This is a genomic window from Burkholderia sp. MSMB617WGS (assembly GCF_001532025.2).
GTDB lineage: Bacteria > Pseudomonadota > Gammaproteobacteria > Burkholderiales > Burkholderiaceae > Burkholderia > Burkholderia savannae.
On the sequence record NZ_CP013458.1, the window covers coordinates 219,995 to 233,141 of the forward strand.

Consider the following 13,147-nt stretch of genomic DNA (forward strand, 5'->3'; position numbering starts at 1 on the left):
ACCGCCGAGCGAATCGGCGATGCCTTGCTCGCATGCGCGGATGGCGTGTCGCCGGCGGTGCTGCGTTTGATTGGGCATCCGAAACGAATGAGCGAGCGCGTCGAATGAAGCCGTGCATGAGACCGCGAACGCGGCGGTATAGCCCGGCCTTTCGATTCGCGCGCCGAAAGGCGCTCGGCGCGCCGGCGCGAATGCGATCGTGCGGACTGCTGCAGGCGTTGCGTGCGTTGCGGCGCGCGATCGTTCGGCTGCCCGCCGATCCGGCGTGCAAGCCGGATCGGCGGGCAGCCCGTGCGCCGTCATGCGGCGTTCAGGCCGATCGCGTCGCCATCACGGCGAAGCCGACGCCGGCGGCCGCAGTGGCTGTGCGCCCGGCACGTCGGGCGCGCCGCGCTGCGCTTCGACGGGCGCCTGTGTCGCCGCCGGGTCCGGATTCCAGCTCGTTCCGCCCGGCTTGACCTTCGGCGGCGGCAGCGCCTTCGCGAGCGGGCGGCTCGGCGGCGCGGGCGGAGGCGGCGGCGCGGGCTGCGCCCGATCGGGCGCGGCCGCCGCCGAAGCGGGCATCGCGGCGGCCGCGGCCGCCGAATTCCGATTCGACAGCAGTCCGTAACGCCAGCCCGCCGCGGCCAAGCCCAGCAGCGCCGCCGCGGCGAGCGGCAGCCAGCTTGCGCGCGACATCACCAGTTCACCTGATCGTTCAGCGTCAGCGTGCCGCTCGCGGGCGTCTGCAGCTGGCGATTGCCGGACCAGTTCTCCCACGTCACGCTGCCGTCGGCGTTCTTGCGGTAGTACTTGTACTGGATCGCCTGAGCGGCCGGCATGTTGACGGTGTTGCTCCACACGGGGTAATTGGCCGGGTCGACGGGAATGCCGAGATCGGTATTCCAGTTGCCGAGCGCGGCGGCGTTGCCCGTCACGTACATTTGCTGGCCGGGCTGCGTGCCGGCGTTGACGTTGACCGACACCGACACCTGCCCGCTCTGCAGCGGCGCGACGCAGTTGTTGTAGCGCGCGCAGACGACCGACGGAATGTCGACGATGCGGCTCGCCTGGATGGACGCGAGCAGGCTGATGTACTCGCCCATCGCCCAGTTCAGCGGCGCCATCGACTTGGTCGGCTGGCCCGGCGCGTAGCCCGCGGGCGTCGTCACCGCCCAGCCGTCGGGCAGCGTCGTCGAATTCGACCACACCTGTTCCGGCAGGAAGCCTTCGGGCGTCGTCAGCTGCTTGAGCGTCGAGAAGTACGCGCTGCCCGCGTTGCCGCTGCCTTGGCGCGCGATCTCGTACATGCCGCGCTCGGCGGTGAAGATCGGCCACAGGCGGCCGGCGCCGGTGCCGTCGAAGTCGCTGCCGTCGTTGTGCTCGCCATAGCCGTCGAAGTTGTAGCGGAACCACGCGTTGGGCGACAGCGCCGGCGCGTTCGGCAGGCTCAGCGACTGGCCGAGCACGCTGTCGTAGACCGAGATCGTGTTCACGACGGTCGGATCGGTCGCGCGCTTGACGCCCATCCGGACAAGCTCGAAGAAGCCGCCGTCGACGACGCGCCGCGCGTCGTGGCTGCCGCCGCCGTTCTTGATCGTCAGCGTTTGCGTCGCGTCCGGGCCCGCGGTGGGCGCGAAGCTCGCGCGATCGGTGCCGGTGCCCGAGCGGCCCGCCGGGTTGATGCGGATGTAGTAGCTGCCGCTGCCGAACGAGCCCGTCGACGTGTACGTCCACGCCGCGACGTTCTCCTGCCAGTAGTCGGCCGCCGCGAGATAGCGCGCGGCGCTCGTCGTGTCGCCGTTCTGCGTCGCGATGTCGGCCGCCGTGACGAGGCCGGCGATCTCGGCCGCGATCGTCGACGGCGAGTAGCCGGAGTTCTCCTCCCAGCGCTCCTGATACGTCCACGGGCCGGTGTTGACGATGTAATCGGCGGTGAGCTTGATCTTCGACCACAACGGATTGAACACGCTCGGGCCGAGGCGCCACGCGAGGATGATCGGCATCGCCTGCTCGTCCATCTGCGTGCCTTGCCAGTACGGCCAGCCGCTCACCCACGCGTTCTGCGGGAAGCGCCCGGCGCGGCTGTAGCCCTGCGAGCAGCCGGACGCGTTGTATTCGGCGGTGCCGCAGTCGCTCGTCTGTTGCAGCGTGTTGAACAGATAGTTGACGACGCTCGTCGCGGTGGACGTGTCGCCCGCCGTCGTCAGCGCGTTCGCGAACTTGAACAGATCGCGCGGCCACACGAGGTGATAGCCGCCCGCGTTCGCATCGCCCTGCGTTTCGCCCCACGGCGTGCCGATGCCGGCGATCATCGCGCCGTTGCTCTTGTCATGCATCGTCTTGAGCGTCATCGCGGCGAGGTAGTACGCGTCGTCCGCGGCGCCGTTCTGCGACGACAGGCCCGCCGCGTAGTTGTGCCACGCGGTGTCGTACTGCTGCTGCTCGCCGGCGAGATCGCTGCCGAGCACGGTGTTCGCGTCGCCGAGCGCCTGGTCCTGCGTGCTGCCGAAGCCGAGCACGACGTCGAACGACACGCTCGTCGCGCTCGGATCGCCGAGATCGATCCAGCCCATCTGCGCGACGTTGCCGTTGGTGGCGGACGTGAACGTCCAGTCCATCGTCTTGTCGGCGGTGCCGCCCAGCAGGTCGGTCCAGCCGTCGCTCTGCCCGACGAAGCCGTTCGACGTCATGCCCACGCCGTTGACGACCTTCCACGGACGGTTCGTCACGAGCGCCGAGTAGCGGCTGTCGTGATTCGCGACGAGCGCGTTGCCGCCGGTGCCGGACACTGTCTGGGCGGTGTTGTTGCTGCCCGCGTTGTCGAGGTACGGTTTGGACAGCATGTAGAGATTGAAGTCGCCGACCTTGTGGCCGTTGAGCGCGGTGAACGTGACGCGCTGCACGATCGCGTTGTAGTTCGGATCGGCGAAGATGATCTTGCTGATCCGCCAGTTGTGCGAACTATTGCTGGTCGTCACTTGCCAGCTCATCGTGCGCGTGTCGGTTTGCGCGGCCGAGTAGGCCTGCAGCTTTTCTTCGTCGACGAAGGTCTTGCCGCTGTCGCCGACGAGGAACTGCAAGTCGACGGACTCGGGCGTGTCGAGTACCGGGTAGTAGACCTCCGAGAGGATGCCGCGATAGCCGGTGAAGTAGACCCGCGATGCGCCGCTGACCGCCGTGCCGAGGAACGATTTGGCCGACGGGCCTCGCACGGGCGTCGCGCCGGGTGAGCCGAATGCTTCGGTGGCCGAAACGGACGCGGGTAAAGCGGCCGCGCCCGTCAGCGCGGCCAGACTGCCAACCAGCACTGCCTGTTTGAATCCGAAGTGCTTTGCCGACATTTTTTTCGTCTCCGTTATGGATATTTGCGGTGTCGTTCTTTGTAGCAAAACAACACGCGCTGTATCTCACGCGGAGGCGAAAGAGTCAATATTGTCAATGTCTTGTAGTCGACTATGTACTGATACTACATCCGCTGAACTGTGCGGTAGCGCGCACTGGTGGCGACGCGCGGACGACGATCCGCGCCGGAGCATGTCGGTACTTTAGGAGGGCGGCGACGAAACCCAGGCCGACGGCAGTCCGGATTCGCCGCGCGCGCCGTGCGCTCGACGTCAATCGAGTGGCTTGCCCGCCTTGTCGTCCATCGAGCGTAGCGCGATCAACGTCAGCACGCCGCAGCCGATCGCGTACCACGCGGGCGCGTTCGCGTTGCCCGTCGCGGCGATCAGCCACGTGACGAAGAATTGCGCGAAGCCGCCGAAGATCGCGACGCCGACGCTGTAGACGAGCGCGCCGCCCGTCGCGCGAACCGCGCGCGGGAACAGTTCGCCGAGCATCGCGCTCATCGCGCCGACGTTGATCGCGTGCACGGCCGCGAGCGCCGCGATGATCGTCAGCAGCGAGACCGCGCCGGGCCAGCGGTTCAGCGCGACGAACGCCGGATAGATCGCGAGCATCAACGCGATGCGCGTCCACCAGACGATCCGGTTGCGTCCGTAGCGATCCGACAGATGGCCGCCGATCGGCGTCACGATCGCGAGAATCGCGCCGGCGACGCAGCCTGCCGTCATCGACAGCCAGCCCGGCAGATGCAGCACCTGCACGCCGTAGATCGCCATGTAGAACACGATGATGTAGTGGATCGACGTGCCGCCGATCGTGATGCCGAGGCCGGCGAGCACGGCTTTGCCGTGGTGGCGCAGCACGTCGGCGAGCGGCAGCGACGCGGCGCTTCCGTGCGCTGCGGATGCGGCGGCATGCGCAGCGGCCGGCGCTTCGTCGACTGTGCGCCGCAGCCAGTAGCCGAGCGGCACGAACAGCGTGCCGATGACGAACGGGACGCGCCATCCCCAGCTTTCGAGTTGCGCGGCGCTCAACGTCGACGTCAGCAGGACGCCCGTCAGCGCGCCGGCGAGCGCCGCGAGCCCCTGGCTCGAGAACTGGAACGATGCGTAGAAGCCGCGTTGCCCGGGCGGCGCCTGCTCGAGCAGCAGCGTGGTCGACGCGCCGACTTCGCCGCCCGACGCGAATCCTTGCAGCAGTCGCGCGGCGACGAGCAGCAGCGGCGCGGCGACGCCGATCTGCGCAAAGGTCGGCGCGACGGCGATCGTCGCGGTGCCGAGCGCCATGATGAGAAGCGTGGCGATCATCGCGCGCTTGCGGCCGACGCGGTCCGCGTAGATGCCGATCACGAGGCCGCCGAGCGGGCGCGTGAAGAACCCGACGCCGAAGCTCGCGACCGCGAGCATCAGTTGTCCGAACGACGAGTGAACCGGGAAGAACAGCTTGCCGATCAGGATCGCGAAGAAACTGTAGACGGTGAAGTCGTAGAATTCGAGCGCGTTGCCGACCGCGGCCGCGGCGATCAGGCGCCGCCTCTTCGCGGCGAGGCGTGCGTCGGCCGGCATGCCGGCGAAGTCGAGAGCGGTTGTTTCCATGTGATCCCCGAGGAGCGCGAGACGGCGTGGCGAGAAGGCGTCAGGCGGCGAGCCAGGCTTCGGTCAATCGAACCCAGTAGCTCGCGCCGATCGCGAGAATGTCGTCGTTGAAGTCGTAGCCGGGGTTGTGCACCATGCAGCCGCCCTTGCTGCCGACGCCGTTGCCGATGAACGCATAGCAGCCGGGGCGCGCTTCGAGCATGTACGCGAAATCCTCGCTGCCCATCAGCGGCGCGGCGTCCGCCTCGATCCGCTCCGCGCCGAGCATCCTGCGCGCGACGTCGACGGCGAACGCGGTGGGCTCGGGATGATTGACGAGCACCGGATAACCATAGTCGTACTGAACGTCTGCTGCGATGCCGAAGCTTTCCGCCTGGCCCTTCACGAGCGCCTCGATGCGATGCGCGAGCCGTTCGCGGACGTCGGCGTTCAGCGCGCGCACCGACAGCTTCATCACGACCGTCTCGGGGATGACGTTGAACGTCTCGCCCGCCTGTACGCTGCCCACGGTGATCACCGCTGCCTGCTGCGCATCGATTTCGCGTGCGACGATCGTCTGCAGCGCGACCATGATGCTGCCCGCCGCCGACATCGGGTCGCGCGCGAAATGCGGCATTGCGCCGTGGCCGCCCACGCCGCGCAGCGTGATCGTCACGCGGTCGGACGACGCCATCGCGGCACCCGCGCGGAACGCCATGTCGCCCGCCGCGCGGCCGGGCATGTTGTGGATCGCGAAGATCGCGTCGCACGGAAAGCGCTCGAAGAGGCCCTCGTCCATCATCGCCTTCGCGCCGCCGAAGTTCTCTTCGGCGGGCTGGAAGATGAGGTTCAGCGTGCCGGAGAACCGGCGCGTCGCGGCGAGGTGGCGCGCCGCGCACAGCAGCATCGCGGTATGGCCGTCGTGCCCGCACGCATGCATTTTGTTCGCGTGGCGGCTCGCGTACGGCAGGCCCGTCGCTTCGGCGATCGGCAGCGCGTCCATGTCGGCGCGCAGGCCGAGCGTGCGCGCACCTTGTTTTTCGCGCAGCACGCCGACGACGCCCGTCTTGCCGAGCCCACGATGCACATCGTAGCCCCAGCCGGCGAGCAGCTCGGCGACCAGGTCGCTCGTCAGCGCTTCTTCGAACGCGAGCTCGGGGTGTGCGTGGATTCGGCGGCGCACATCGATCAGATCAGGCGCGATCGCGGCGATGCCGGGGATGACGGGATTCTTGGGTGTGTCGGAATGCATGCTGTTTCCTCGTGGGGCGTGAGTGCGCGCTTGTGCGGACATGTTGACGAAGCATATGAATTTTTTTTGCGCACCATAAGCTGATAAATTGCGTCGGTGCTCACCGCCGGTTGCCTCTAGGGAACACCCTGATTCGCCGCGGCGCAGCCGATGAACGGCCTCTTCGAACCGCGCGTTTCATATGAAATATCACCAGTTGAAAGCGTTCGTCGCCGTCGCCGACGAGGGCAGCATTCGCGCGGCCGCGCGCCGGTTGAACGTGTCGCCGGCCGCGTTGACGAAAGCGGTCAAGGAACTGGAGCTCGCGCTCGGCGTGTCGCTCGTCGTGCGCACGGCGCGCGGCGTGCAGCTCACCGGGTTCGGTCAGCAGCTTCAGGTGCGCGCGCGCCTCATCGTCGCCGAGATGCAGCGGGCGCGCGACGATATCGAACAGGCGCAAGGCGCGACGACAGGCTCGGTCGCGGCCGCCATCACGCCGGCCGCCGCGGTGACGATCCTGCCCGACGCGTTTCGCGCGTTTCGTCGGCGCTTCCCGGTTGCGCGCGTGAGCATTGTCGAAGGGTTTCCCGGCGTCGCGCTGCCGAAGCTGCACGACGGGTCGCTCGATTTCGCGGTGGCAGTGGTGGTGCCGGAACTGCTCGCGGCGGAATTCGATCACTCGGAGCTGTATGCGAGCCGGCACGTGATCGTCGCGCGCAAGGGGCATCCGCTTGCGTCGGCGACGTCGCTCGCCGATCTCGTCGATGCGGACTGGCTGATGAATCCGTCGCCCGAGAGCTCGACGCAATTGATGTTCAATTGCTTTACCGAGCACGGCTTGCCGGCGCCGATACGCGTTGTCGAGTGCCCGAGCTATGCGATCGCGCACTGCCTTATTCAGGGCTCCGATCTGATTGCGTCGATGCCCGAGCAACTGCTCGATGTCGAATGGTCGCGCGGCCACGTCGCGGTGCTGCCGATACGCGAGGTGCTTCCGGCCGCGTCCGTGCAGTTGGTGACGCGCCGCGACAGCCCGCTGACGCCGGCGGCGGCGATGCTCGTCGATTGCATGCGCGACGCGGCGCGGCGGCATGGGTTGCGTTGACGTTTGAGACGCGCGGCGAGGTTCGCCTTGGGTGTCGTGTCGATCGATGGGCGCCGTTTTACGTCGTGCCGCTTGTTTTGCGGGCTGCGCGAACGATGCGTTCGTGGCTGATCGATCGACGTACCCGACCTATCCGCCCAGATCCATCCAGGCCTGTCACGTTTCATCGAGAACCGTCCGGACGCAACGGATGGGCGTGCCGCGTTTCTTGTCGATCGGGGCCGCTTCCGGGATCGCGGCCGCGTGCTTCGCGGCACGTGCCGCGCGTTACGCGAGCGTCGGATAACCGAGCGCGATCGCGTCGCGCGCGAATCGCTCGATTTCCGCGTATGCGTCGGGCGCGAGCCGCTCGAAGCCGCGCAGCCGTAACGCGCGCGCGCGCTCGGGGTCGAGCGCCGCCGCCGCATCGAGCGCGTCGCGCAGCGCGGCGACGCGTTCCCCGGCAAGCGTGCGCGACGCGATGAACGGCAGGCCCGGCGCGGACGCCGTCGCGCCGATGATTCGTACGCGACGCAGCAACGCCGGCAGCGCGTCGCGCACGTACGCGAGCGTCACGCAATCGATCGCGGCGAGATCCGCGTCGCCCGCATCGAGCGCGCGCAGCGCATCCAGATGCGAGCCGGTGCGAGCGACCGTCGAGAAGAAGCGCGCGTCGCGCGCGTGCGGCGCGACGGCGTGACGTAGCGCATTCATTCCGCTGTGCGAATCGTCTCCGTTGTACACGGCGCGCAGGCCGCGGCATGCGGCGAGCGTCGTCGCGCCGCGCGCGTGCGCATCGGCCGATACGACGAGCATGCTTCGATAGCGTGCGCCGTCGCATCCGTCGGCGTCGAAGACGGGGGTCGCGATCAGATGAACCGCATCGGCGACGCCGAGCATCCGATACGGATAGCCGCACGTTTGCGACAGCAGCAGATCGCCGCGGCGCCACATCGGCAGCAATTCGCCGAAGGGTTCGCCGGAAGGCTCGCCGAGCAGCGCGACGCCGGCCGGGCCGCCCGCGCGCGCGAACGCGCGCAGCGCATCGCGCAGCAGCGCGCGCCACAGCGCGGCGTGCCGCGGCGTCACGTTGTACATCGGCAGTCCGGCGATCCATCGGGTCATGCGGACATTCTACGGATTTCCGGGCCTCCGGCGGGCATGCATGCGTTTGCCCGAGCCGCGAATCGCGCGCCGCCTGGCGCACGCCGGCGGCGGAACCGTTTCGCCGCTTCTTTCTCGATTTCGCCACATCGATCGCGAGCCGCGCCGCATAAGCAAATGCGAATCCATTGGTTGGTCCGGCGGCCGCGATTGGTTACGGTGCACGTTCCGCCGCGCGTCGCGCGCGACGACGTCGCCGTCTGCGCGCCTGTCGACGTTCGGCCTTAGCCACCACCAAGAACATGGCCGAATATTTCGATGTAGATCATGCGCGCGAGATCCGGGCGCTCGGCGAACGTTTCGCCGCACGCACCGAATGGCCGACCTGGCTGTTGATCTTCGTCGTCTACGGCGGCTGGCTCGGCGTGCTGCTTTGCGTGCGCGCCGGATCGCTGCCGCTCGCGGCGGCGACGCCGCTGCTGATCGCGCTGTGCGCATGGCACATGTCGTTGCAGCACGAACTGCTGCACGGCCATCCGACGCGCTCCGCGCGCGTGAACAAGCTGCTCGGCTATCCGCCGCTGGCGGTCTGGTATCCGTACACGCTGTATCGCGACACGCATCTCGAGCACCATCGCGACGAAGATCTGACGGTGCCGGGCGTCGATCCCGAAAGCAACTACGTGCCGCGTGCGCAATGGGCGCGGCTGCCGCGATGGCGGCGTGCGCTCTTGCGCGCGCGCAAGAGCTTCGTCGGGCGGCTTGTCGTCGGGCCGCCCGCGAGCGTCGCCGCGATGGGCGCGCACACGCTGCGCGCATGGCGCGGCGGCGACTGGCGCCATGCGCCGATGTGGGCCGCGCACGTCGCGTCGGTCGCGGCGCTGCTCGCCTGGCTGCAATCGTCGATCGACGTGCCGTGGTGGTATTACCTGCTCGCGATCACGTGGCCCGCGCAGTCGCTCGCGATGATTCGTTCGTTGTACGAGCATCGCGCGGCCGCGCATCCGAAGGCGCGCATCGCGATCAACGAGGCGGGCCTCGCGATGCGCCTTCTGTTTCTGAACAACAACTACCATCTCGTTCATCACGATCTGCCGAAACTGCCGTGGTATCACCTGCCGCGCGCGTACCGGATGCGGCGCGAAGCGTATGCGCGCAAATGCGGCGGCTTCGTGATTCGCGGCGGCTATTGGGAACTGTTGAAGCGCCACGCGTGGCGCGAAACCGATTCGCCCGTGCATCCGTTCGCGCAAGACGGCGAGCCGGTGCCGGCGAAACGCGGCTCGCGCGTCGCGGTGATCGACGATTGCGTTCAGATCGGCGGTTGACGGGGGCTTGAAGAACGGCCGCGCGATGCGCCGATGCGCCGGCCGGCGAGCGGCGATGTCGGGCATGCTGTCGCGAGGGCGCTGACGCCGATCCGCGGCGACATCGGCCGAGGTCGACAGGTATCGGCCATATCGGCCGTCTCGCCTTGCCGGACGCGGCCGATGCGTCGACGTGGGTGGCACACGCACGTTGTCCCCTTTTGCGCGGACGCGCGGCTCAATGAAGGGCGGCGGCGCGATTCGCGTGTGCGCCGGCCGTCAGCCGATGATTCGTCCCCCCAAATTTCCTGCTTTCGCCTTTTACGCCCGCACCCGTGCGTGCCGAAAAACCGCCGCCCCGCCGCCGACGCCCCGCCGGATCACTTTGTTACATCTCTTACCGCGGCCGCCCCGAAAGGCAACAGTTGCCTTTCACCGTCCCGGTATACTCGGCGCTGCTTCAAACCCAAAACGAATCAAGACCTGTCAACTATGTCGAAGAAACTCATCCAGATCGTGGCTGTCGCGGCGCTGACCGCCGCGGCGTCGCTGCCGGCCTTCGCCGGCGACATGAACAACGCGCTCGGCGGCGCGCTCGGCGGCGTGGCCGGCGCGGCAGTCGGCGGCGCCGTGGGCGGCAGCACGGGGGCGGTGATCGGCGGCGCGGTCGGCGGCGGCGCCGGCGGCGCGGTCACGTCGAACCGCCGTGAGCGCACGGGCGCGATCATCGGCGGCGCGCTTGGCGGCGGCGCGGGCACCGCGGCCGGCAACGCGATGGGCGGCCGCTCCGGCGGCCTGGTCGGCGCGGCCGTCGGCGGCGGCGCGGGGGCCGCGCTCGGCGGCAACATCTCGCGCTCGAACTCGTACAACGACGACTACGATCGCGGCTATCGCCGCGGCGGCAAGCATCACGACAAGCATCATCACCGTCACTGATCGTCGAAGCGGGCCCGATCGGCGTGACGCGATCCGGGCTTGCTCGCCGCGCGTCGGCGGCCCGCTTCGGCGTGCATCGGTCGATCTTCGGCGGCGGCGCGCGCGAAGGCGGTGCCGGGCGGTCGGCCGCGCGATGCGGCTCGCGGCGGCGGCGCGCGCCGGCCATCACGCGTTGTGAGCGCGTTGACGCCGCATGCATCGAAGCCGACGGCGACAACCGGCCGTCGCATCCCGATCCGGATCGGCGCGCCGCGCGCTGCGAGCGCCGTCGCGATTGGCGGCGTCGCATCGGCGCTACGTGATTCGCCGACACGGGATCATTGACGGGCCGACGATCGTCCGCGCGGCGATTCCGGCGCGTCGCGGTCCCCATTTCGCTGCGACGTGAATGGGAAGGCGCGGCCAGCGTTCTTTCCGGTCATCACGAAATTTCGTCAAACAATTCCGTCAAACGAAAAAGGACGATGCCGGGCTTCTTCTGCCGCCGCTTCGTCCGCGTTCGTCGATGCGCACGTCTGCCCGCTCAATCGAGCGCCTTGTCGTTCGGATTCGCGAACAGCTGCTTCATGTCCGCCGACAGCGGATAGTCGAGGTTCACGCCCTTCGGCGGAATCGGCCGATTGAACCATTTCACGTACAGCGCCTCGGCTTCTCCCGAGCGTTGCATCCGCGCGATCACGCGATCCGCGAGCTGCTTGAAGCCGGCATCGTCCTTGCGCAGCATGCAGCCATACGCTTCGGACACCGGAGAATTTCCGGTGATCACGTAGTCGCCCGGATTCGCTTCCTTCGCCTTCGCCCCATACAGAAGCGGCTCGTCCATGAAGAACGCGACGGCACGGCCGCTCTTGACGTTCAGGAACGCATCCGCGTGATCCTTCGCGCTGATGATCTGCATCGACATGCCTTTCTCTGCATTCCATTGCCGCAACAGCCGCTCCTCGGTCGTGCCGGCGGTCGTCGCGACGGTCTTGCCGGCGAGGTCGGGGAAGTCCTTCACGCCGGACGTCTTCTTCGCGATCAATCGCATTCCGTATTGAAAGATGCTGTTCGAGAACGACACCTGGTTGGCCCGTTCCTTCGTGTGCGTGGTCGAGCCGCATTCCAGATCGACGGTGCCGTTCTGCACGAGAGGAATGCGGTTCTGCGACGTGATCGGAATCTCGCGCACCGTCAGGGTCGGCCGGTTCAGTTCCTTCTTGATTGCGTCGACGATCTTCAGCGCGATTTCCTGCGAGTAGCCGATCGTGTGTTGCTGCTGGTCATAGTACGAGAACGGAACGGACGATTCGCGCACGCCGAGCGTGACGACGCCCGTATCGCGAATCTTCTTCAACGTGGGGCTGGCGTCGTCCGCGTGAGCGGCGGCGGCAAGCGCGCAGCCGATGGCGATTGAGAGCAGCGGGCGGAGGGTGTTCATCATCGAGGGCTCCTGACGGAACGGGTAGCGGGTGACAAGCCGGGTCGGGAAAGGCGAGCTCGGGAACGCGCTCGCGCGAATCGCGCGCGCCCGCGAGCCGCTTCTGCGTTACCCCGGATTGCGCACGTCGGCTGTCGGCGTCGTGCCGAAATCGTCGCTCAGCGCGTAATCGATCAGCTTGCGCGCGGCGTCCTCCGGCGTCGTGAGCGCGCCGCTCGACTTGAGCTGCTCGAACCGCTCGCGCGACGGAAACCGGTCGCTGCTGCTCGCGCGGATCGTCGCCTGCATGCCGGTGTCCACCACGCCCGGCGCGACGCTGCAGATCCGCAGCGCGCGATTCGCATCCAGCGCCACCGCTCGAGCGTGATGATCGAGCGCGGCCTTGGTCGCGCAGTAGACGCTCCAGCCCGCATATGCGTTGCGCGCCGCGCCGCTCGAGATGTGCACGATGCGGCGCTCGACCGCGTGCGGCGCGATTTTCGCGATCGCGCTCGCGAGCATCAGCGGTGTCGCGACGTTCAGGGCGACTGCACGCGCGATCGCCGCGGCGTCCTGCGTGTCGAGCGGGCCGATCGGCTCGACGGTGCCCGCGTTGTTGAACAGCAGCACGCGGCTCGCGCCGGCGACGAACTCGTCGAGCGCGCCGCCGCCGAGCCACGCCTCGATGCGCGCGGGGTCCGACAGATCGAGCTCGGCCTCGACGAACCGCGCGCCCGCGTGTTCGCCGAGCGACGGATGGCGGCTGCGCGACAGGCCGAGCACTGCGAAGTCCCGCTCGAGCAGTTGCGCGGCGAGGGCGGCGCCGAGCCCGCGCGTGTGGCCGGTGACGATGGCGCGAACGGCCGGCAAAGGAGAAGAGCGAGTGACCATGTCGATTCGGAAAATGACGAGAACAGGATGGGTGACGTGCGTATCGCGGCACGTAGTGGTATGCGATCCGCGCGACCGGCGCGCGGTTGCCGATCGGAGCGCGTCGAGCGGCCGACCATTGCGGCCATCCCGACGAAAACCGGACGAAAACCGGACGGAAGCGGGACGAAAACCGGACGACAACGCGACGGCGGCCGGACGAGCGACGCGCAGCGCGGCGATCGAATGAGCCGGTATCGTAACGTCGGCACCAATTTGGCGCAAACGCCGCCTCGTCGATCCGGTTTACCGCGA

Annotated in this window: 9 protein-coding genes and 1 pseudogene; 3 read left to right on the forward strand and 7 right to left on the reverse strand. The window is 68.1% G+C overall.

Annotated features, from left to right (window positions below; genetic code table 11):
* Positions 1-330 precede the first annotated feature (330 nt).
* The 4 genes from WT60_RS21010 to WT60_RS21025 form a co-directional block, all read right to left on the reverse strand.
* Positions 331-678 carry a hypothetical protein gene (locus tag WT60_RS21010; protein ID WP_059576767.1) on the reverse strand — a complete coding sequence of 116 codons (348 nt, stop codon included), beginning with the start codon at positions 676-678 and terminating at the stop codon, positions 331-333.
* Positions 678-3,323: a glycoside hydrolase family 15 protein gene (locus tag WT60_RS21015; RefSeq protein WP_060356155.1), complete on the reverse strand. Its 2,646-nt coding sequence runs from the start codon at positions 3,321-3,323 to the stop codon at positions 678-680. The genes WT60_RS21010 and WT60_RS21015 overlap by 1 nt, the downstream gene beginning before the upstream one ends.
* A gap of 273 nt (positions 3,324-3,596) precedes the next feature.
* The gene (locus WT60_RS21020; RefSeq protein ID WP_038745964.1) at positions 3,597-4,922 is read right to left on the reverse strand and encodes an MFS transporter; all 1,326 of its coding nucleotides are present in this window, start codon (positions 4,920-4,922) and stop codon (positions 3,597-3,599) included.
* Positions 4,923-4,962: 40 nt separating this feature from the next.
* Positions 4,963-6,153: a M20 aminoacylase family protein gene (locus WT60_RS21025; RefSeq protein ID WP_038745966.1), complete on the reverse strand. Its 1,191-nt coding sequence runs from the start codon at positions 6,151-6,153 to the stop codon at positions 4,963-4,965.
* Positions 6,154-6,334: 181 nt separating this feature from the next.
* Between WT60_RS21025 and WT60_RS21030 the strand changes: the two genes are divergently transcribed.
* The gene (locus WT60_RS21030) at positions 6,335-7,237 is read left to right on the forward strand and encodes a LysR substrate-binding domain-containing protein (RefSeq protein ID WP_060356154.1); all 903 of its coding nucleotides are present in this window, start codon (positions 6,335-6,337) and stop codon (positions 7,235-7,237) included.
* 267 nt (positions 7,238-7,504) lie between these two features.
* Here WT60_RS21030 and WT60_RS21035 read toward each other — a convergent pair whose 3' ends face one another.
* Positions 7,505-8,341 (reverse strand): PhnD/SsuA/transferrin family substrate-binding protein, encoded by an 837-nt coding sequence (locus WT60_RS21035; protein ID WP_060356153.1) that lies wholly within the window; start codon positions 8,339-8,341, stop codon positions 7,505-7,507.
* A 156-nt stretch (positions 8,342-8,497) separates the two neighbouring features.
* Between WT60_RS21035 and WT60_RS21045 the strand changes: the two are divergent.
* Positions 8,498-9,648, forward strand: a pseudogene (locus WT60_RS21045) (fatty acid desaturase).
* A gap of 471 nt (positions 9,649-10,119) precedes the next feature.
* Entirely contained in the window at positions 10,120-10,563 is a 444-nt protein-coding gene (locus tag WT60_RS21050; protein WP_060356151.1) for a hypothetical protein, read from the forward strand.
* A gap of 523 nt (positions 10,564-11,086) precedes the next feature.
* Here the strand turns inward: WT60_RS21050 and WT60_RS21060 are convergent.
* A complete protein-coding gene (locus WT60_RS21060; protein WP_082717457.1) occupies positions 11,087-11,986 on the reverse strand; it encodes a glutamate/aspartate ABC transporter substrate-binding protein in 900 nt (299 codons plus the stop codon).
* A gap of 105 nt (positions 11,987-12,091) precedes the next feature.
* The gene (locus WT60_RS21065; protein WP_038745978.1) at positions 12,092-12,832 is read right to left on the reverse strand and encodes an SDR family oxidoreductase; all 741 of its coding nucleotides are present in this window, start codon (positions 12,830-12,832) and stop codon (positions 12,092-12,094) included.
* Positions 12,833-13,147: the final 315 nt, after the last annotated feature.

Excerpts from the sequence above, each read along its gene's own strand:
- WT60_RS21010 (WP_059576767.1), bottom strand. The coding sequence starts at position 678 with ATGTCGCGCGCAAGCTGGCTGCCGCTCGCCGCGGCGGCGCTGCTGGGC.
- WT60_RS21015 (WP_060356155.1), bottom strand. The coding sequence starts at position 3,323 with ATGTCGGCAAAGCACTTCGGATTCAAACAGGCAGTGCTGGTTGGCAGT.
- WT60_RS21020 (WP_038745964.1), bottom strand. The coding sequence starts at position 4,922 with ATGGAAACAACCGCTCTCGACTTCGCCGGCATGCCGGCCGACGCACGC.
- WT60_RS21025 (WP_038745966.1), bottom strand. The coding sequence starts at position 6,153 with ATGCATTCCGACACACCCAAGAATCCCGTCATCCCCGGCATCGCCGCG.
- WT60_RS21030 (WP_060356154.1), top strand. The coding sequence starts at position 6,335 with ATGAAATATCACCAGTTGAAAGCGTTCGTCGCCGTCGCCGACGAGGGC.
- WT60_RS21035 (WP_060356153.1), bottom strand. The coding sequence starts at position 8,341 with ATGACCCGATGGATCGCCGGACTGCCGATGTACAACGTGACGCCGCGG.
- WT60_RS21050 (WP_060356151.1), top strand. The coding sequence starts at position 10,120 with ATGTCGAAGAAACTCATCCAGATCGTGGCTGTCGCGGCGCTGACCGCC.
- WT60_RS21060 (WP_082717457.1), bottom strand. The coding sequence starts at position 11,986 with ATGATGAACACCCTCCGCCCGCTGCTCTCAATCGCCATCGGCTGCGCG.